Source organism: Odoribacter laneus YIT 12061 (assembly GCF_000243215.1).
GTDB classification, from domain to species: domain Bacteria; phylum Bacteroidota; class Bacteroidia; order Bacteroidales; family Marinifilaceae; genus Culturomica; species Culturomica lanea.
The window spans coordinates 2,130,775-2,153,526 of record NZ_JH594596.1; the positions used below are offsets into that span (position 1 = coordinate 2,130,775).

Annotated in this window: 11 protein-coding genes; 6 read left to right on the forward strand and 5 right to left on the reverse strand. The window is 35.3% G+C overall.

Going from position 1 to position 22,752, the window contains the following annotated elements:
* Position 1 precedes the first annotated feature (1 nt).
* Positions 2–14,611: an LPD38 domain-containing protein gene (locus HMPREF9449_RS08900; protein WP_009136926.1), complete on the forward strand. Its 14,610-nt coding sequence runs from the start codon at positions 2–4 to the stop codon at positions 14,609–14,611.
* Between the two features lie 135 nt (positions 14,612–14,746).
* Here the strand turns inward: HMPREF9449_RS08900 and HMPREF9449_RS08905 are convergent, their stop codons facing one another.
* From HMPREF9449_RS08905 to HMPREF9449_RS08925, 5 genes are all read right to left on the reverse strand, one after another.
* On the reverse strand, positions 14,747–15,052 hold the full coding sequence (locus HMPREF9449_RS08905; protein ID WP_009136927.1) for a helix-turn-helix domain-containing protein: 306 nt from the start codon (positions 15,050–15,052) through the stop codon (positions 14,747–14,749).
* Complete coding sequence (locus tag HMPREF9449_RS08910) at positions 15,049–15,381, reverse strand: type II toxin-antitoxin system RelE/ParE family toxin (protein WP_009136928.1); 333 nt, start codon at positions 15,379–15,381, stop codon at positions 15,049–15,051. Before HMPREF9449_RS08910 ends, HMPREF9449_RS08905 begins: the two co-directional genes overlap by 4 nt.
* A 110-nt stretch (positions 15,382–15,491) precedes the next feature.
* Entirely contained in the window at positions 15,492–17,498 is a 2,007-nt protein-coding gene (locus tag HMPREF9449_RS08915) for a hypothetical protein (protein WP_009136929.1), read from the reverse strand.
* Positions 17,495–17,995 (reverse strand): rhomboid family intramembrane serine protease, encoded by a 501-nt coding sequence (locus HMPREF9449_RS08920; protein WP_009136930.1) that lies wholly within the window; start codon positions 17,993–17,995, stop codon positions 17,495–17,497. The genes HMPREF9449_RS08915 and HMPREF9449_RS08920 overlap by 4 nt, the downstream gene beginning before the upstream one ends.
* A gap of 5 nt (positions 17,996–18,000) precedes the next feature.
* The gene (locus HMPREF9449_RS08925; RefSeq protein WP_009136931.1) at positions 18,001–18,387 is read right to left on the reverse strand and encodes a hypothetical protein; all 387 of its coding nucleotides are present in this window, start codon (positions 18,385–18,387) and stop codon (positions 18,001–18,003) included.
* Positions 18,388–18,537: 150 nt separating this feature from the next.
* Between HMPREF9449_RS08925 and HMPREF9449_RS08930 the strand changes: the two genes are divergently transcribed.
* Genes HMPREF9449_RS08930 through HMPREF9449_RS08950 form a run of 5 tightly spaced genes read left to right on the forward strand, consistent with a single transcriptional unit; the run spans position 18,538 to position 22,747 of the window.
* Positions 18,538–19,320: a hypothetical protein gene (locus HMPREF9449_RS08930; RefSeq protein WP_009136932.1), complete on the forward strand. Its 783-nt coding sequence runs from the start codon at positions 18,538–18,540 to the stop codon at positions 19,318–19,320.
* 11 nt (positions 19,321–19,331) lie between these two features.
* On the forward strand, positions 19,332–20,705 hold the full coding sequence (locus tag HMPREF9449_RS08935) for an SU10 major capsid protein (protein ID WP_009136933.1): 1,374 nt from the start codon (positions 19,332–19,334) through the stop codon (positions 20,703–20,705).
* An 8-nt stretch (positions 20,706–20,713) separates the two neighbouring features.
* Positions 20,714–21,178, forward strand: a complete 465-nt coding sequence (locus HMPREF9449_RS08940) for a hypothetical protein (protein ID WP_009136934.1) — start codon at positions 20,714–20,716, stop codon at positions 21,176–21,178.
* Positions 21,179–21,221: 43 nt separating this feature from the next.
* Positions 21,222–21,899 carry a hypothetical protein gene (locus HMPREF9449_RS08945; protein ID WP_009136935.1) on the forward strand — a complete coding sequence of 226 codons (678 nt, stop codon included), beginning with the start codon at positions 21,222–21,224 and terminating at the stop codon, positions 21,897–21,899.
* Positions 21,896–22,747, forward strand: a complete 852-nt coding sequence (locus HMPREF9449_RS08950) for a hypothetical protein (protein WP_009136936.1) — start codon at positions 21,896–21,898, stop codon at positions 22,745–22,747. The genes HMPREF9449_RS08945 and HMPREF9449_RS08950 overlap by 4 nt, the downstream gene beginning before the upstream one ends.
* Positions 22,748–22,752 lie beyond the last annotated feature (5 nt).

Consider the following 22,752-nt stretch of genomic DNA (forward strand, 5'->3'; position numbering starts at 1 on the left):
TATGCCTATTGACGTTACAAAGATAAAACCAAAAGCAGACCGGGAGGAAACTATTAATAACATCGTTGATAAACTTTTCAATCAAAATGATACATTATCACATACGGATCTATCCACTTCACAAGATAGCATACGAAATGAAGTATCAAAACCTGAAATTTCTTCAACTGGTAAAATGTTATACCATAGTTTTGGTCAGGACATTATTGTCGATGTCAGTGATAGAATCGATCCAGACGGATACACCGAAGTCACAGATTCTAAGAAACAGGTATATTTAGTTAAAGCAAATGAATTGAAGCCTTTGCCGGACGACTATTTTGAAAATGAGCAATCTGAACAAAAAAATGACCGGAAACCGGGGTTCTGGAATACTTATGTCGGAGATTTGATTGAACGATTTGGAGCAAGTGTATATCAATTTAATGGTGATCTGTATAATTTAGCAGATAAAACAGATAAGCTGCTAACTAAAATAGACCCTGTTGGTGGTGTGATTGCAGACATGATAAAAAAGAATTGGGAGCAAAAGCATCCAGATAAAGTATATAAAACTTGGTTACGTGAACAAGCAGACAATACTTACAGTTATGCGGATTTATTAAGGCAGCGAAGTGATCGGTATACGGGTAAAAATTTCACTGAATTAGCAAAAGAAGGCGATTATGCAGGAATGGTTGGTGAGGCATTTCTAACAGCTTCTGAAAGCCTAGCCCAAAGTATTGTGGCAATGGCTGGAGGTGGTTGGGGACTTGCCTTAACCGGAGCAACTGCCGGAGTACAAAAATACGATCAATTAGACCAAAGTCCTGAAACAAAGGATATGTCTGAAGCTATGAAAATTTATAACTCAGTAGCTACGGGCATTTTTAATGCACTTTTCGAAAAGTTAGGGGATGCAGCCATAGGAAGGGAGTTTAAAAGACTTGTTTTGAAACATGGGGCGGATGAAGCGAAAAGCATTGTCCGCAGTAATCTTGAAAATTGGTTGGATGGTATGTTTAAAAAATATGGTGTCTTATGGATGCCTGTTAGTGAAGGATTAGAAGAAGTTGCTACTCAAATCAGCGAGAATATAACAGATTATTGTACTGGAGCAACGGATAAATGGGATCCAATGGAAGGAGCATTGGAAAATTTTGTCTACGGTGCTGCTGGTGGAGCACAGTTTTCGATGGCCGGTGTACCCTTTGCTATTCGTAACCGGATCATAAAAAGCCAAAGCAGAAAAGCGTTTAACAATGCCAAAAAGAATCTTATAAATACATTTCCAAATGAAGATACCGAAACTTTTGTTCGTGGATTAACTTTTATGTCGCCTGCTGAACAAGAAATGACACTCGCAACGATTGCAAGAAGCGGAGCTTATGAGCAAGATCAAATTAATACATTAATAGATTTTACTGAAAAAGCCAATAAATACAAAGACTGGAACAATCTAAAAGCCGATGAGACAGATAAACAAGCTAAAAAAGAACTTGCAATACAAACTGCCTTACATGATTTTGACATTGCAACATCTCAAATTACAAATGAGGAGGGTTTTATACAGGAGGTTGTTCTTTCTGGAGAAGATAATCCCGTATACATCATTAAAGGAAATGTAGTCGTGACTGAGAATGGAACAGGAACCCTAATGGCAGATGTTACAAATTCATCTAAGGAATTGTTTTATAAAGATGAAGCCGGAGAAATGCAAGTCGTTTCTTCTTCGCGAATTGAGAGGATAGAGAATATTGTCAATGTTCTAACTATGCGAGAGAATCTTGAAGCAGAACTTCGCGAAGTTGATAATTCACCTGAACAAGAGATCGTTCAAGATGAAACTAATTTAAGTGAGCATATAAATAATGGCGATCCGATAGTGTACCGAAATTATAATGGCGACGAGATAGAAGGGACAGTTATTGATGCCTATTCTGATGCTGAAAGTGTTTTCTTGTCTGATGGTACAGTCGTTAATAAAAAAGATATTATACGTACTACTCCACTTCAAGATCAATCAACTTTAGAAAATAATCTCTCTAAAGGAGAAACAGGTATTTCCGAATCTTCTGTTACTTCAGAAATAAAAAATTTTGAAATTGAACCAGGATTAACTGCCTCATTACAAGAAGATGGAACATATATTTTAGACAAGACTTTTACAAAATCGGAATTTGATAAAGGGAAAAAGTTTATTGAGCGATTAAATGCGGACTATAACGGTGAAAATATTCATTTTGAACTAACAGAATTACCCAAAACAAATCCTGATAATCCTTTAGAAAAAACGAAGTTTGGGATTTTGGGGCGTATTGATCGACTTATACCTTCCATTGAAAATACAAATACCGATCAGGCAGAAATGTTGACGGATCTCAAAACAGCTAAAGTAACTGATAATAAAATTACACCTTTAACAGAAAATAAAGAAACTAGAGAAGCTATAAATGAAATCATAAGTCAGGAAAACGCAACAGAAGAGAATATTCTTGAGATTCCCGGTAAAGAAAAATTGAATCATGAGAAAAATACTCATCAACCAGAAAAAACGGATACAGAATCTAATCAGCCCAGAACCCATAAAAAAGTATTTGGTGCAAATAATAAGTTAGTAAGTCGCGAGCAATATGACGAATTAAAAAAGTTGTGGAAAGATAAAACGCAGGGGCAGCTAAATGTAGGGTTTGATCCGGAATTACTTTCTATCGGAATACAGATGGCTGCATTTCATATAGAAGCCGGAGCAAGAAAATTTTCGGATTTTGCTCAAAGTATGGTATCGGATATTGGTGATTCAATAAAGCCGTATTTAGTTGCCATTTATTTAGGAGCAAAGCACATGCCGGGGATGGAAATTATCGCTAAAGACATGGATTCTTCGGAATTTATTAGTATATTTAATGTTGATGAGACAAGGGCAAAGCAAGTAGCTACAGAGGAAGTTAAAGAACGCTACTCTCGCTACCAAAATGAATTAAAGACTTTATATGCCCGAAAAGAAGAATTAGATAAGACAAATGATGGGTTTGTCTTAAAGAAGCAAATTGCTGATTTAGAGCAATTAATACAGCGTATAGAAGAGACGTTCGGGAAATCCTTAGACGTTCCCGATGAGAAGGAAAATCTAAAAAAACAAATTAGAGATAAAGGTTGGGATGAAGAACATGTAATTATAGGAAGCCCTCCTAAAATTGTTCCGGAAAGAAATGAGAAAGTTGAAAAAAAAATTTTTAACAATTCTGAAGAAACAAGTGCCTCTATCCGGGATGTTATAGAGCGATTTCCTTTAAAAACTTATTCAATCACCAATATTACGCATGAAAGACCTTCAGTAGAAGTAGCGAAAAATATTAAAAAGGATATTCGTAAGTTTGTGAAAGCTTTACAAAGAGTCACAGGCTGGGAATTAAACAGGAATGCAAAAGGGAAAGTTGAATATTGTCGGGTTAATTTACCTCCTGCAGGTGGTGAAGCGACTTTTACAATATGGAAGTCAAATTCTAATTTAGGGATTTATGCTTCTATTGGTTATAAACTTAATGAACAATTTAATAGCTATATACCTGACAAAAAATTCACGTTCAGGGTCGTAAAAAAAGGAGAAAGTTCCGCTTATGAGCAGAACCTATTCTATACTACAGATGCTTCTGTTACTAAGATAGCAGAAGAGTTTGAGAAAGCAATTGATGATTATTTAAAGAAACTTGTAAATAGAAATAATGAAAGAAGAGATGACGGAATTGGAACCTTACCGGACTCCGGAAGCGAAAATCAAGGTATTGTGGATGCTCGAATGGATGCCAGAGGAAATATATCGGATGTACAAAGAGGACACTTTGAAGGATTATCTGGCGAAAGTAGTAAACAAGGCAATAGACGTGAAAGAAGCCGAAATGAAAACAGGAAAGAATTGGATAGAAGCGCAGGAGATTATGAACGAAACAGTTCTTTGCCCAATGAGAATGGAGCCGAAAGAAATGCCAGAATCATTGAGTTCGGAACAGATAGCGCAGATAGAGGTATATTTGAACATGCCCTTATAAAAAATAGTCGGAACTATGTTATCCTTGATCCTATCAACATAGTACCTAAAGGAGAAATAGCCAAAATCAAAGCTAACCTAGAAGTAATAAAGCTTTTAAAAAAAATTGAAAGCGAAGATCGGATTGCTACTAGTGAAGAACAAAAAAAACTTTCCCAATACTCTGGTTGGGGAGGATTGTCAGAAGTCCTCAATAAAGATAAGATACATAGTCAAAACTGGTCTGAGAAATATGGAGATTTTCATAAACAATTAACAGAACTTTTTACAGAAGATGAGTTTTTATCAGCCATAAACTCCACTATTAATTCCCATTATACACCGGGTCATATCGTTACTTCTTTATGGGGGCTTGCTGAAAGGTTAGGATTCAAGGGGGGGAAAGTGCTAGAGCCAGCAGCAGGATCAGGAAATTTTTTAGGGCTTATGCCTTCTCATTTAGCAAGTAAATCAATAATTTCAGCTTATGAATTAGATTCTATCACAGGACGTATTTTGTCACTACTGTATCCGGATGCTATAGTAAAAGTAACAGGGTATGAAAATTCAAAGGACAGAGCCTTTGATTTGATAATTACAAATGTACCGTTTGGCAAGATAGCACCCTATGATGCTTCCAATAAAGATTTATCAAAATTTTCTCTTCATAATTATTTTATTGCAAAAGGTATAAGGCAACTTAATCCCGGAGGTTTAGGAATATTTATTACATCCACCAGTACTCTTGATAATGGTGCTAGTGCTAAATTCCGGGAATGGGTCAGCAATGAAGGAAATGCTGATTTTGTTGGTGCAATCCGATTACCTAATAATGCTTTTTCACAGAATGCAGGGACTGAAGTTACTACTGACATTGTTGTATTCCGAAAACGGGATAACAATGGTATCTCTCCGTATAGACAGCCATTCCGGTACGCTTTGCCCTTAAAAGAAACAAAAAAACAAGATAATACACCAATTACGATAGATGTAAATGAATATTTTGTAGCAAATCCTGATATGATGTTGGGAGAACCGATGTTAGCCTATCAAGCAAACAAAGGGAAGTTATACAGTGCAGATGATTTTACATTGAAACCAAAAGCAGGCGAAAATTTATCACAAATCTTAAACGAGGCAATACAAAAATTCGCCACAAATATAACTGATACTCAAGCAGAGATTAACAGAAGCATGGAATTGGCAAAAGAAAGTGATAAAGAAGGTTCTCTTATTATTCGTGATGGTGAGATTCGTGAGGTATCAAATGGAGAATTGATAGTTCCACATTGGGTAAATGAATATATTACTAATATTAAAGGGAAACATGTATCAAAGCGTCAGGTCGCCAAACATTACATTGATGTTCGTGAAATAATTAATAATCTGGTAGATGCTGAAGTACATGGTAGTGAAGATATTGAAGAATTACGTAAACATCTAAATGAACAATACGACAGTTTTGTCGGGGAATATGGACAGTTTTACAATAATCTCAAGCTTCGTTTCCTTACTGATAATGACGTAGACTGGAGTAGTGTTTATGCTCTCGAAAAAATTGAATCAAAATATGTTGCCGACGGCAACGGTAAATTTAAACGAAAATTTTTTATTAAAAAATCCGATATTTTTTATAAACGGATTTCTTTTCCTGTTACTGAGCCGAATATAGCCTCGTCATTAGAAGACGCAATGCGTATTTCCGCAGCTTATCGTGGTAATCTTAATTTGTCCTATGTTGCAAAGCTATTAGGTGTAACAGAAGATGAGGCGAAAAATAAAATATTGGATAAGGAATTAGGTTTTGAAAATCCTGTTACGGGTTTAGTTGAAGACAAAGATAATTATTTGTCTGGTTTTGTCCGGACAAAATTAGATGAAGCTAAAAAAGCTGCTGAGATAGATAAACGTTTTACGGCAAATGTTAAAGCTTTAGAAAAGGTTATTCCTAACGATATTCCAGCCTCGCAAATTCGTTTTCGTTTAGGTACAACTTTTATTCCTAGTGAATATATAGAGAAGTTCATTAAAGATAAATTAGAAATATCTGCAACTGTACGTTATATTCCAACCCTAAACAAGTGGATTATAACTGACATTAATAATTCTCACAATGCTAAGAATAAAACTGTCTATGGAACAAAACGAATTTCAGGATTAGAATTAATTTATAAAGGACTGAATTTATCACAACCAATAATTTTTGACGTTTTCAAGGAAAACGGAAAAGAAATGAGGGTGAAAAATCTAGAAGAAACGGCAGTTGCACAAAGTAAATTATCAGACATAGAGGATGAATTTATTGATTATATATCAGGAAATGAAGAATTTATTAATGAAGTTGCAAGATTGTATAATGAGGGTTATAATGGATATAAAGAAAAACAATATACAGCACCTTCTTTTTTACATTTCCCAGGGGCAAATCCAGATATAACACTTCGAGAACATCAACGGAAAGCTATTCCCCGAATTTTACAGGAATGTACGTTACTAGCACACCAAGTTGGCTCTGGAAAAACCTATACAATAATAACGGCTGCAATGGAAATGCGTCGTTTAAAGATAGCGAAGAAGCCATTGATCGTAGTTCACAATCAAACAATAGAACAGTTTATTTCTTCATTCAAACTTTTATATCCAACTGCAAAAATTCTTTCACCGACAAAAAAGCAGACAGATGCTAAAAATCGGATCCGTCTTTTTAATCTAATCAGTTATGGCGATTACGATGCTATTGTTGTTCCACAATCGTTCATTACAATGATACCAGATAATCCGGAGCGACAGAAAGCCTATATCAAAGAACAAATTTCAGAATTAGAAAATTTATTAAATAATATTGACCCACATGAAGAAAAAACACTTCATTCTCAATTAAGTTCACAGTTAAAAGAGTTTCATGAAACCTTAAATAATTTGAATAAAGATTCTGCTGATCCAAAAGTAAAAACAACTAAAACGAAAGCGAACCAACAATTAGGAATAATAAAGCGAATATCCCGACAAGCAGACAGGAAAGTAGACGAAATACGAACCTTTGAACAATTGGGAGTTGATGCCCTATTTGTAGATGAAGCACATGCTTATAAAAAACTGGGATTTGTTACTAAGCTTGCAAATGTTAAGGGGATTGATAAAGGAGGAAGCAAGAGAGCATTCTCCATGTATATGAAAGTGCGTTATATACAAGAAGTAACCGGTAATAAAAATGTTGTTTTTGCAACAGGTACACCCATCACTAACACAATGGCGGAGCTATACACTATGTTACGTTATATTGCACCGGATATTCAACAGAAATACAATATCAAAAGTTTCGATGAATTTGCAACGACTTTCGGTGCCATTGAGCCCTCGTTAGAATTTACAGCAGCAGGATCGTTCAAAATAGTAGACCGCTTTAAAAGTTACGTAAATCTACCTGAATTACTTACTGCATTCCGTGCAAGAACGGATGTAGTTCTAACGGAAGATATAAAAGAGTTCAAAGAAAAAAATACTATACCTAAATTAAAGAATAATAGCTTTACTCAAATTATCATTAAGCAGAGCGACGGATTAAAAACGATTATGTGTGCCTTGCGTAAGCAACTGGAGGATTGGGAAAAATTATCTGGAAAAAAGAAACAGAAATTGCGACATATCCCTCTAGTTGTCTTTAATCAAGCAAAACAAGCAGCAATAGATTTACGTTTACTTAATCCAGACTTTCCCGATGATCCAGGGAGTAAGACAAATCGTGTGGTTTCAGAAGTTTTTAGAATTTATGAATCTACTTCATCTTATAAAGGAACACAGTTGGTATTTTGTGATATGTATCAATCTTCCAAAAAAAAAGAAGGCATTTTGAACTTTAATCTGTATAAGGATATAAAGCGCAAATTAATCGTAAAAGGAATTCCGGAAAACGAAATAGCAATCTTTACTGAATATAGTGATTCACAGCGAGAACATTTATTTGAACAAGTGAATAGCGGAGAAAAACGCATTATGATTGGCGGACAAACTATGTCAACTGGGGTAAATGTACAAGAACGTCTTGCAGCAGAACATCATGTTGATGCTCCTCCCCGTCCTATGGACTTTGAACAACGAAATGGAAGGGGTATGCGACAAGGTAATATGCACGCTGAAATGGGTATCCCGATAGAGATACTTACTTACGGTGTAGAAAGAACGTTAGATGCAACGGCTTATCAACGACTTTTGATTAAGCAAAATTTTATTAATCAAATGATGAAAGGTGAAAACTTAGGTAGAGAGATCGAAGACTTAGCAGCAGAAGATGACGCAAGTGATTTAAATTTCAATCAGATGATGGCAACGCTTTCAGGTAGTCAATATGCTATTTTGCATCAACAACGTAATTATGAGCTGAAGAAGTTAGAAATGGCGAAAAAGAATTTTGAACGTCGTCAGGTTGAGTTAAACCAACAATTAAAAGATGCCCAATATTTAATAACTTATTATAGAAACAAAATTGAAGAAGCAGAGAAGATACAAAAAACTGTTTCGCAGTTTTTTCCCGATGGTAAAATTAATTTGTTGAAAATTGATGATAAAATTTATACTGAAAAGTTTGGAGAGGTATTAGAGGCATTTTTTCAAAAACTCAGAGTCAAAAGTGTTAAAGATGCTTGCCAACATCATTATAAATTTTATTTAAATGGACATGAAAATCCGATAGTAATTCGATTGACTAGCATTGTCCATCCCGAATCTATCCAATATTCCTTTTATATAACTGATAGTGCAGATTCCCAAATCAGTTCAGAAATAAAATTTGGTCAAGGCTTTTTAACTTCTTTTGCAAAATTAATTGGTCGGGTAAAAGATAATCTAGCAGCTATTAAAGAACGACAACAACAAAATGATATAAAAATACCCATTTTAAAGGAAGAAATTAAAAAACCTTTTGATAAACTGGAAAAGTTAGAGAATCTAAGGATGGAAGTTGAAGAGTTGGAGGATAAGATGCAAAAAGAAGTGTTGAATGAAACGGGAATTGATACTAAAGCTATTGAGGAGAAAGAAGCAGAGGAAATAAACCTTGAAGAAACAATAGACGAGAATCTGGTCGAAGAGGCTGAAATTAGTGAAACACTTGAACGGATTATTCCGGATGCTCCTTCTACTATTAATAATAATGAAAGTAACGATGTATTAGCCTTACCTATTATTAAAACGAAGCATACTAAAACAGGTGCTGATCTATTTGTTGTAAAGTTAAGTAACAGGCTCACCCGGAACGATTTTATGCGTTTAAAAAAATCTGCCGGAAAATACGATGGTAAATGGAGTAATTTTACCAAAGGATTTAATTTCAATAGATCAGAAGATGCGGAGTATTTCAGAGAAGACGTAAATAGAAAAACTGAAAAAGGATATGATGTTTTATTCCGAGAAATAGAGCCAATAGAAAATGAAATCTTTTATTCTAATGCGGAACATGCAGTTATGTCTATTAAACAAGATAAAGCTACATCACTTCAATGGTTATCTATGTTGAAAAATAATGGGGGGTTGAAAGTTGGAGAAGATAAATGGCTGGGGTTATCAGATTGGTTAAAATCTGAAAATAACAAGATCCTTACTAAAAAAGATATATTAAGATGTATATCTCTTAATAAAATACCACTCTTTGAAACAGAACTTCAAGGCCTACCCTCAAAGGAATTCTGGAAGAAAAGTCAAGAAACTCCGGAGACAAAATATTACACTTTCTTAAAAACGGAAGAAGCTAATGTAGTGGCGCACCATCACATTAAAGATGAAGAGGATATAACTAAACTAAGAAAACGTATTATCGACGGAGAGGTTTATCAAGATGAATTTAAACAAGCTATTTCAAATAGAATTGCGGACATTGAGATTTATAATTATAATGACCATTATATTTTATACGATCCTAACATAGATTCTTATATTCTCAACCGGAATTATTTTGATAGTTTTGAAGAAGCGAGCAATGCTATTGCATACGGTCTTATCAATGATGTCCGATTAAAACACACTACAAAAGGTTTAGATTTATACAAAGAACTTGTATTAGTCGTTCCTTCTGTTCAAGAGTGGAATAAAGCGGATGCAATTCATTTTGGTGATGTAGCAGGTGGTAAAGCTGTTGTTTGGATTAGATTCGGGGATACGGTAGATAAAAATGGGAAAAAAGTACTTGCTATAGATGAAATACAAAGTCAACGTCACCAAAATGGGAAAACGAAGGGCTATGTGTCAGATTACTTTAACGAATTGGAGCAAAAGCAAGAATTTCCCTTTGCTAAAAAAATGCAGAATTATTATTTACAGAAGGTTTATGGTATTATTACTTCAACTCAGTATGACGAATTTATAAATAAAATCAATCAGGAAATTATTGAAAGTGGTTTAGATATTGAGACCGTTAATGATATATATAACCGATATTATACTGGTTTTGGTAAATGGGATTATATACCTGATGCTCCTTTTGAAAAGAATTGGCATGAAGTTGCATTCAAGCGAATGTTAAGATATGCAGCAGAAAATGGATATGATGTTGTTACATGGACAAAAGGCAAACAACAAGCAGACAGATATGATTTGAGGCAAAAAGTAGATTTTGTCCGGTGGAAAAATAAAGGAGATATTTATAATCTGGAATTGGATAAAAGAGGTGTGACTTATTTTTTCAACAATATACAGAAAGCCGATTTGGACAATTATTTAGGTTATGAACTAACAGAAGAAATCATTTCGTCATCGGAAAATTTCGGCACCATTGAGGGAAATGGTCTGAAGTTAGGTGGGGAAAAAGTAATAACTTTTTATGATAAAACTTTATTGGATTTTGTTCGCAAATACGTAAAAAAATGGGATTCTCAAATTAAAGATTTTATTTTACCAAAAGTAGAGGAAGCAGGAAGAATAATGTGGGGTGTAGAAATAACACCTGAAATGAGAGCAAGCGTGTTAACTGGACAACCGATGTTTAGAGAATCGGAAAATCTACAGAAAATTGAAAAAGAACAAATTATTCGGGAAATCGAAAGATTTAAGCGTCGGCTAGGTATTGATTTTACTCTAATCCAAAACCGAGGAGAGTTACCGCTTGAAGTATTTAAACGTATGAAGGAAGATAGTCGTTATCCTGGTGTTTTTATTCCCTCATCTGGTAAAGCTTACATTGTGTTGGATGAAATCGCAAGCGTGAAAGATGCACAAAGGTCTATACTGCATGAGTTAGTCGGTCACAAAGGCATACAAGGGTTATTGGGTGAAAATATAGGGCAGTTTAGTGAAAAGGTTTTGAGATCCATGAGTAAGGAAGCGAGGATCAAGTGGTTGAAACAATATAATGATAATCGTTTGTTGGCAGCACAAGAATATGTTGCTTCATTTGCTGAAGGGTATACGGAAATGACACAATGGAATAGGATCAAAGCTATCATACGGAATTTTTTCAGGCGTGTCGGGATTGATTTAAAGCTAACAGATCAAGATTTAATGTATTTGCTCTGGAAGGGTGTCCGGAAATTACAAAACCGGAGTTCTGTATTAGAAATGGCAAATTACGCCAAGAAGGACTATACCTATTTTCGTGAAGCGGAAACGAGTTATGATGTTCAATTGGATACTGCAACGGAATTGGAAATAGATCAAATTGAAAAAGTTAAGTTGCATAATTTAATTACATCCCATTCTTTCCGGTTTACAGAGGCCTATCAGGATCGTATGCTTGCTGTAAAGAAAATGCAGGATCTCATAGAGCAGAAAATAGAGCGAAAATTACCTGATTATATGAATGCTTATCTGTACGAAAATACTTTAGCTTCTAGGAATACTTATGAAACAGAGTACTTCAGGAATAATAATCTGCTTCCTTTAGTTAAAGCTATCGCTGCGTTGGAAAACCGAAGGTTGTCAAGGAGAGATATAGAAAATTATGTGATGCTTAAGCATGGATTAGAGCGTAATGAATATATGAAAAAACGTAAGGTGGATAAATGGTATATCCCAGAAATGAATAAAATCGAACTTACACGACAAGAAGACGGTGAAGCTATTTATTTAGAAAAAATGCGAGAGTTGGATATGGAACGCAAATTAAAATTGAAGGAACTAGAGAATACTGATTTTGCAGGAATTTCAGTAATAGCGGATGAAGTACCCGACGCTGATATAGAAAGATATATAAAAGAAATTGAAGAGCATCATCCAGATGAGGTGAATAATTTATGGCAAAGTATAAATGATGCAACAAACTACTCATTAAAAAAATGGTATGATTCTGGTATGATTGATCGAGATTGTTATTGTAAGATTAAGTCTATGTATAAAAATTATATTCCACTACGAGGTTGGGACGAGACAGTTGCACATGATGTTTTTGAGTACTTTACGGATAGTGGAAATATTTTTAATAGTCCTTTACGATCTGCTGAAGGAAGGCGTTCCCGTGCCGATGACCCATTTGCTTATCTCATTAACATAGCAGAAAGCTCGATCATAGGCGGAAATAAAAATTTAATGAAATTGCATTTTTTAAGGCTTGCTCAAAAATATCCATCCGATTTAATGAGCACGAATAAAGTATGGTATGAAGATTCTGGTAGTGTTGATGAGCAAGGAGAGCCATTATACGAGGCTGTATTTCCAGATTATAGTGATGATATTGAAAGGTACAGAAAGAACGTAGAAACTTTTAATCAAAGGATGAAAGTTTTGGAAGCTGAAGGTAAAGCTTATTCTAGCCGGAGTCGTTTAAATGTTGGTCTACGCCTTATTAATAGCGAATCAGAAGAACATATTGTTCGTGTACGCCAAAATGGGGAAGAATTTGCCATCCTGATACATGGTGACCCACGTCCTGCACAAGCAATAAACGGACTGAACGATGAGGAAAGGACGAATAATCGGGTAATAAAGGCGATCCGGACTATGAATCGCCAAATGGCTGCCAATTTTACAACGCGTAATCCGGCTTTTGTGGTTAGTAACCTGACAAGGGACCTGATTTTTTCAATTTCCACGTTGTCAGTCAAAGAAAGTAGTAAATATCGTAATCGTTTTGTCCAAAATATATATGCTGCCAGTGGAGCAGTACGAAGATATATAAATGGTAAAGCAGATTATAATAAACCAGAGGATATACTATTTAAAGAGTTTTTGGAAAACGGCGGAGAAACAGGGTATACAGCCCTTTATAATATTGAGAAATTTAAAAAATTAATTAACCGAGAAATAAAAAATACCCATCAAAATAAAATTTTAATAACCGGTATAAAAATAGTTGATTTCTTTGAGGCAGGGAATCGCTGGGCAGAAGATTTAAGCCGTTTCTCTACTTATATGACAAGTCGTCAAATGGGACGCACCGTATTAAAGTCCGTTAGCGATGCAAAAGAAGTAACCGTTAATTTTAATAGAAAAGGCAGTGGTGCGTATGGTGCCCACATATTTCGTAGCTTATACCTTTTTTTTAATGCTGCAGTTCAATCGCTGGCAAATGTGACTGGAATGGCTATTAAATATCCGGGACGTACTGCCAGCCTTGTCGCTACATACGCGGCGATGGGAGTAATTGTTCCTACTTTGTTAATGGCTCTGGGAGGGGATGATGCTTTAAAAGAGTATTTAAATTTGCCCGACTATGTCCGTAAAAATAACCTATGTATTTATCTTGGGAAAAAGCATGGATTTGTTACGATTCCCCTACCCATTGAGTTAAGAGCACTTTTTGGCTGGGGAGACAGTGCATTCCGGTATATGACCGGAGATGCTTCCGGAGAAACAGCCTGTGGGGAAGTAATTATGGGAATGTTAGACCTCCTGCCTTTAAATCCTGTTGGGGGTGATACGCCTTTTATACCAGACGCTATGAAGCCTATTGCACAATCTTATTTTTATAACCGGGATTTTACGGGGCGGCCTATAGCCAAGGTGAATGAAAATAATAAGTATTTGCCTGAATATCAGCGAGCATACAGAGGTACAGGAGGATTTTTCGTAAAAAGTTCCGAAGTATTGAATAATTTAACGGGTGGTGATTATGCAACTCGTGGAGGATTAGATCGTGTCGGGAATGTCCTATCTGAATTGTTAAATACTGAAGTCAACGTTACAAATCCGGCAGCCTTAGAACATTTGTTTGAAGCTTATTTGGGAGGAACTTTTACAACAATAAATCAGGCCATGAAAACTTTATATGATACCGGGGAGTGGGCTGTAACAGGAACCAATACTATAGAGGCACGACAAATTCCTATTCTGAATCGTTTTTATAATACCGGAAGTATTTATAGTAGCCAGGCTAAAATCAATGAAAAATATTTTGATGCACTTGATGAATTGAAAGAGACAGAAAGCCGCCTCCGAAGGTATAAAGAAGGAATGATGAGCGGTAAGATAGATATAGATAAAGCGTTAGATAGCTATAATCAGTTAATAAAAGAAGGTAAAATAGAAAGAGCAGAGATTATTAAATATTATTCCAATGAAATCCGGAAGATCGATGAGAAAATTTTGTCTGCAGTTTTAAGTGAATCAGAAATTGACGAGATAAAAGAAGAACAATTTTTATTGAAAGAACAGATGATAGAAGAATTAAGAATAATTCAATAATTAAAATAATGTACTTTTGTCAAAATGATTGCATACGGAATATATCAAACAATTTCTGCTTTCCGGAGATTTGGAAAATAAGAAAGCTACCAAATTTCTTAGTAGCTTCTTTGTAAAAGAGTATATAATATAGGGTTATCCTATTTTAATTTCTAAGCCAAGAGCGTGTGAAATTTGTAAGAATGTAGAAAGTTGCATGTCTGTTTCTCCTCTCTCTAGACGAGCAATATAAGAACGTTCACGACCAATCTTATTTGCAAGTTCTTCCTGCGTAATGTGTTTATTTTTTCTTGTACCCCTTAATATTTCTGCATAGTACCATGCCATTGCTTTAGCATTAAATTCAGCCCTTTGCTCACTACCCCGCTCTCCATACTTTTCCTTCAGAAGATCTTCTCCAGTGGGCAGTCCTTGTAATTTTTTAATGTCTATCTGTGTCATAAGTTTAGATTTTCAATAATGGATTCAGCAATTTTAATTTGTTTGTTGTAATCTTTTGTTGATTTCTTCATAAATCCATTTAAGAATAAAATGTTTGTTGCATTTATAAAGTTATCGTTATCACAACAGAGTAATATAACTCGATATTCATTTTGGGCAGAGATACGAAGTTCATAAAACTGAGTTCCTGATAATTTTTTTACTAATTTAGTATTGATTACCCGAATAGTATCCAAAACTACTAAAGCGTGGTCGATTTTGGCCTGAATTTTATCATCAAGACTATTATAAAATTCGTCAAACTCTGGTGTTCTAATTATATTTCTCATAACAAAGGTAACTAATAAGATACAAAAAACCAAATTGAGGGCATAAAGATTTACGAGTATAGCATTTTTTTTGATTCTAACATAATATTTATGATAATTTTATTTTATCCTTATATAGAAGCCTCACCAATAATTTTCTTTTTATGATTACGAGAAGAAGTTATTTTCAATTGCGGAAGTGGGAGATCAAAACAAATGTAAAGTCCAATCAGCCGAGTCATAATAATATCATCATGTTGTCCCTCAATTGCCCCGAATGAGCCATTAGGCTTTTTTTCGTACCATCTGGCTTCATTACAAGCTTGCTGATCCCGTTCAATGTAACCCTGTTCTCGTATAATTGCTATAAAGTTATCTATTATAAGTGGTTTTGTTGATTTATTCGTGTGAAATCCCCATTTAGCAGGAATTCCCTGACGTATTTGGTCTGCAGGAGTGCGGGAATACAAATTTGTATAAAAATTAGCAATTGTATCATAGATGAATTCTGTATGGTCTCCGTCTGTCTGTTCTGTTTCGGCGGTATTACTTTCAAAAACTAATAAAGCATTATTATAAAAAGTTGCTATTTGGGTTGAAGTCCAAGCTAAAATATCGTGATCTATGTGTCCGCGCCATTGCGCTACAACTTCAGGTTTGCCTCCAAACATTAACCAGTAACGATCTATTACTGTAATAACTGAAAAATCAGCTTTTTTAGAACGTCCTCCGGTATCCACAATGACGAGATAACGGTATAATATTGTTTGTGTTTTATCCGGAAAAACCCATATTTTAAATTTACCCTTAGAATCGGTGGCAAATTTAAGATTCTGAAGTATACATTTACGGGATTGTGGGTTTAGTTTTGCTCCAGAAGCAGGTGCATCGGCAATTAATTCGCCCATAGCTTCTGGTTCACGACATTCTTTCCGAAGCTTTTCAATGTGTTCCACTTGGAAGACAGACTGGCCTGAATGTTGAAAAGCTTCGATGTCATCTGACGGGAATTCCTCTTTCATACTGGAATCAGAAGGTTGTTCTTTTCGTTTAAGACGATACCAGTTGATTGCTTCAAGAGTTGCCCCTTTTTCCCATAAAAACCATTCATAATCACTCATTGAATGAATAAAATCTTCGTATGGAAGGTCAAGCGGTTCAGAATATATGTCGATTTCAAACCAAGAAACAAATACGGAAAGAAATGCCGAGCATTTTTTTTGGGCTAATAACCATTGGGTATGGAAAAAGTTACCAATCCCTTTTGCTGTACTTTCATAAGCTATTAATGAAAAGGGTACTCTTGCTACAGCGGAACTAACAGATCCGATAAGCTCTTCAGGACGATTCCCTTCAGTATTCGGGAAAAATGCAACTTCACTATAATGTACCATTACTGCGTCCTGAGATCGAACGCTATTGGGGGTTTCAGCGGAACCTACTGTAATGGTGCATCCTCTTGTGGGGATATATTTTATGTTGTCGGTTCGTTCATAAGGCTGTAATTCAATTTTTTCTCCACTGAAGAGCGGGTAATTTATAAGTGCATTGCTAAACATTCCACGAATGTTTTTTGCTGCATCTTTTGTGTGTGCACAGATACAGGAATTCCAATTCTTTTTATGAACCAGTTGTATCCATAACATATAGAGCTGAATAAGTGTGCTTCCCCCCCATTGGCGGGCTTTTAATAATATAATCCGTATTGGTAAGCCCGCTAAACGTTGTGTCTCTATAGCTTTGAGTAATTTACGTTGACCTCGATTCAGTATAAATGGAACGTACTTTTTTGAAATTTTATCTTTAATACTCAAACACAGAGCAGCATAAAATTCAAAATCGTATTTAATGCGAATTTTTACCCAATTAATCATAAAAAGATTTATTGCTTCTGTATCGGCCTTAATACCATTTTTTTCAAGGTATAGACTTATTGTCCCTGCTTTTGCTAATTGTTGACAAAGAGGAAATTCGTCGTACATTTTTTGGGGAATAAACTGAAGAGGAAAGGGAGCATCTGGAAGTTTGAGAAGGGTACGCGGGAATGTATCAGAACCCTCTCCTGTGATCGGATCATACGGAAGCTTAATTATATCAAGCCGGTATTGATTTTCTGCTATGATACCAGAGATGTTCATCCTTTTTTATGAGAGATAGAATTTTCTATAATTCCGACTATTGTACCAATAATGAATGCGTATAAATGGTTGAGATTATTTATATGAGGATTAAAGGCAAGAATAACAGCGGAAGTGATAATTGAAAATAACCAAATAAGGTATTTTGACTTGTTAATAATTTTCAACTTTTTCCCACAGATTGATAGGGTTATGTATATACCTAAAAGTGCAAACACCATTCCGGAAGCTCCAATTGTAGGGTGTAGTTTAATTGATGCATAGGAAGCAATTACGGCAGCAACATATACGTAACCATAAAGAAAATATTGAGGTATCACTTTCTCTAGCATACGAGCGAAAGAGATAAAAGAGAAAGCGTTCAGGGTCAGATGAAGTATATTGGTGTGTTGAAACATATAGACGAAATGAGTGTATTCGGGAGTATGCTGTGCATATCCTATATTTATCCCTGATAGATAAATAAGGATGAATATCAATAGAAATAAATATTTCATTGTCATCAGGATTTTAGAAGAGAATAGTATAAAATGAAAGCTGATTCTTTGGAAATGTAAAAACGGGGAGCAGGACTATAGATAATATTAGATAATACTTTTTTTAACGATTGGTCTTTTGTAAGTTTTATTTTTACTTCTTTCAAAATAGTTGTATACATTTCTTTTTTAAGGTCGTTTCTGAAAAGTACTTCTTTCCCTCTTAACATTTTAGAAATAATCCTTAACGCCTGCTCATAGCTCACATAATACCTTTTCGCTTGAGAGTGAATAGTTGCCTGTATTAATACATCTCTTGAAAGTTGTATAGCCTGTTTTCCATAAGACCGAATGACGTTATGATAGGCATTCATAAAATCTACATCTCTTTCTTTTTTAAATTCCAAATACATATAGAAATAGATTTATTTGTTTATATTATAACAATTAATTATTGTGAGTATACAAATATTTATTTAAAAAACAAATATTTATTAATTTACAACAAGGATATACAAGTGGAAAAACTTTTATTCGTAGGTAAGAATTACAAAAGAAGCATTATGGAAGAAAATGAAATGAAAGACAAAGATCAAAGTTCTCAATCCGCCGCAAATGCAAGAGAAGAATATTTGAAACGAATGAGAGAGAGAATGGGTGATGAAATCGATTGGGAAGGAGATCCGGAAGCACGGTATAATGCTTTCCGGAAATATGATGACGAGCAACAAGCAACGTTAGGAAAATATCAGGAATCCAATCAGAAGCTTTCGGAACTGTTCAGTAAGAATCCCCGCTTTGCCGCGATGATGTCGGATATGTTAAAAGGTACAGACGCCAGTGTAGCTTTTGTAAAATATTTCGGTAAAGAGGCTTTGGAGGCCTCTGGAGATGAGGAGAAGCTAAAATTAATAACAGAGGCGAATCAAGAATATTTAAATCAAGTGGCCGAGTCGGAGAAATTGCGGAAAACCCAGGAAGAAAATTTACAAAAGTCGGAAGAAGATATAAGTAGTTTTCAACAGGAAAAAGAATTGAATGACGAAGATTACGGGAAATTTATTGATTCTGTTTATCATGTAATTGAAGATGGTTTGGAAGGCCGTTTAACCAAGGAGTTTTTGCAAATATTCTGGCAGGGACTAAATTATGAAACGGATATACAGAGTGCTTTAAAAACCGGAGAAATCGAGGGGAAAAATCAGAAAATAGAATTAGAAAACCGAACGCAAAAAGGTGATAATGTACCCAATTTATCCAGTAGTAATTTAAGTAAGAAGAGTGAAAAAAAGTCTCTCCCACTGAATAAGAAAAAAGATTTTTTTGATGATTTTCCTATTGATTAAATTATAAAATGATGAAAAAAATGATTTTAGAATACAAGGCAAGCAAGTGGTTATTTCCTGTGTTAGTAATTGGATTAAGTGGAGTTTTGTACATTTTAGGAAATGCCGGAGTTTTATGTGCTGCCGGAGCTGTAAGTCCGGCCGACGGAGGAGTAATCCGGACTGGTGAAGATAATTCTGTTGCGATGACGCGAACGGATGTAGATCAATTGATCTTGGACGAAATAGATAAAAAGGTACAGAAAATACGTCCGGTTGCAAATCCACTTGATACTATTTCCAGATATATATCAGATATAAAGAGATCAAGTAGTCAGGTGGTCCGGCATTATGCGATAGATGTATTACCTCCTGATGCCACTGTTTTTACAGCTATTACCGAAGGGAATATTCAAGTTGTCTTGCAAACATCAAATAATGATATGTTTAGTGTAGACGAGACGGTGATGGTTGAAAATGTTTATGGCTTTAAAGAAGATGGAGTGACTGTTGCTAATGAATATCTTGTATTATATATAGTAGAAAAAGATGCTTCTGGTGGTTTAATTGTGAGAGCAGTAAATGGTGAGACTTGCGGAAATATTGAAAATACCATTCCGGCAATCTCAAAAGGTACGAAATTGATCCGAATGGGGCGTGCCGGAAGCGAAGACCAAATTACTACTCCTGCTTATGCTTCAAACCCTACTCCTACAGAGCAATATTTACAAAAATTTATGGCACAAGTTGAAGAAACTACTTTGCGCAAGATGGCTGAAACGGAAGTGGAATGGAATTTCACAGACATGGAGGAAGAAAGTTTATATGATATGAAGTCCGGGATGAACCGTTCTTTCTGGTTAGGGGTAAAAAGAGTTCGTCGTTATCCGAGTAAAAAGGGGAAGGACACCTATTTTACTGGAGGGATCTGGTGGCAAGCTGGGAAACAGTTTGAATATGGAGTTGATGCTGATAATTTGCAGTTTGATGAAAAGATGTTGGTAGAATTAATGAAGGTCGCTTTCACGGGTAATGCCGGAAGCCGACAAAAAGTCTGGATTTGTGGCTCAGATTTGATTGAAAATCTCGAAAAGATAGAATATGTAAAAATCATTCGAGTCGGTGCTTCTCATCAGGCATACGGGCTTGTTTTCGATTCCATCAAAAGTAAGTTTGGTGTGCTTTGGGTTGTACACGATGAATCACTTGATAGTATGGGATTCGCAAAGTGTGGAATGATTATTGACACTGCTTGTTTGCGCAAATGGACAATGGGCTGGAGAGTTGAAAATCATGATCTTGTGAAAGCAAGTATACGGGATGCGGATTCACGTTGGTTTTCAGAAATTTGTGGTTTAGTGCTTCGTAATCCGAAAGCACACGTGATCGTTATCCCTACCAAATAATTTGCATTATGGGAAAAAGAAAAATTTATCAAGTTTGTAATGGGGTGGAATTGAGTTTTCCGGCTTCAGTAAATGGGAAAAGAGTTTTAATCACATTTCAAGGAGAAGATACAAGCTTTTCGACCATAAACGAAGAGATACAAAAACGGATTGAAAGTCGTCCTGATTTCGGTTCAGTGATAAAATTAGTTAACGAAAAATATGAAAATACGGGGAATTCTCCAACAAGTGAAAATGTTCTGAATGATGGTAAAGGTATTAAAGAAAAGATTATAGAAAATAATCCAATAAATGAGCCAGAGGATCGAAACAAGTCATATATTGAAAATGATACTTCAGACTGGCAGATAGCTAAGGAATTTTTACGTTCAGAACCTTACAATATACCTTATCAAGCTTTAACGACGCCGGAACGGATTTTGTCAAAAGCAGAAGAGGTAAAAGTACATTTCCCTAATTTAATTATTCTTTAATGTTTCTATAGTCAAGCTTAATTCTGTTACTATCTTATTTGCTATGAATAAAAAGGATTATATAGATGCAGTATTGCTCCGAATGAACGAAGCAAAACTAAGTCAACGGGAAGGTTTTGAATTTGAAGGAGGAGATAACTCGGAGGTTGTCAGACATATTGAAGGAGTATATACAGATGCCTGGAGAAAATGTGCCGAAATTGTTCCCGCATCATGGCTTCAGGTGACAGATTTTTCAGAACATCCCCAAGCAAGAGCAGATGGAAGTGGATATTTGACAATACCAACAGATTGGTATAAGCTATATGTCTTTAAAATGAAAGGATGGCAAAGAGAAGTTTATCGGGTAGCTGAGGAAAATGATGAGATCGGACGTTTACAGTTTAATCCTTATACACGAGGGACATGTTTGCATCCTGTTTGTGTGTTGGGCTTTGGGGAGAATCAACAACGTATTATAAGTTATTATTCTTTACCCAAAGGAAGTGTACATGAAGTGGAAAAAGCTTTATATATTCCTCTCTGTACGGGATTAGAAAAACTAAATGAACAGGCAGAATTAAAGCTGGATAAACGATTAGAACAAGTCATTTGTTATATGGCAGGCGGACTTGTTTACCGCATTTTAGGGGATACCAATAGTTCACAATTATTAGAGCGCGAAGCTATTGTTTTAGTACATGGCTTTGTATTGGAAAATGAAGACAAAAAGAAAGTATGAGTTATGAAGTAAGGGAAAGCAGAAGCAAAGAGAGATTAACTCCCAGTGAAAGAAGGGCTTTAATCTATGAAAAAGAACCTGTCAAAGACATCGGTGAGTTATGGGAAAAATATCCGGAAGGCGGTCATCCCGGTTGGTATTGTCTTATCATAAATAAACACGCTTTATACGGTTGGGATGAAAATATTAAACAATGGAGAGAATTAGGAGGAGACTTAATATATGAAAAACACAATAAATGTACCGGACAATTATTGCGTTTTCTTGAACCGGGTAATTATAGCGAAAAAGACGGTATTATTAAAGATGAAGTTGTAGTAGTACCTCTGGATGCAGGAGATTATGTATTTTTTGATTCATGTTATATACGAGAACGGCAAAATCTTATTGTGAATGAAGATGAAGTCGGACAAGTAGTGTTTTTATGTAAGTCGGGCAAATGGGAAAAATTATTGTTACCCATATTTGATTTTATACAAAATGCTCTTTTGCAGTTTCAGCATAATCGAGGCGTTGTTTTTCAAGATCCTAATTTGGTCGAATTTATTCCGGAAGTGAAGGAAGGTGATTATGTATATTATAAGGACAAAACAGATCGTTTCCCTATAATGTGGGTGTATACAAGCCGTATTTGGAAAAAAACGTTAACTACTATGCCCACTGCAGAAATTATAGAACTGACCGAGTATGCCAGACATGGATATAAAAAGGGTGAAAGACAAAAGAGTTTGGCTGAAGTTGAAAAAGAAATAAGCGGAATGATCGGAAATGTTGACGGAGGGAATGCCAGCTCATGTTATGGTGGATGTATTACGGTAGACGGGGGAAACGCAGAAACAGAGATGTAATTAAA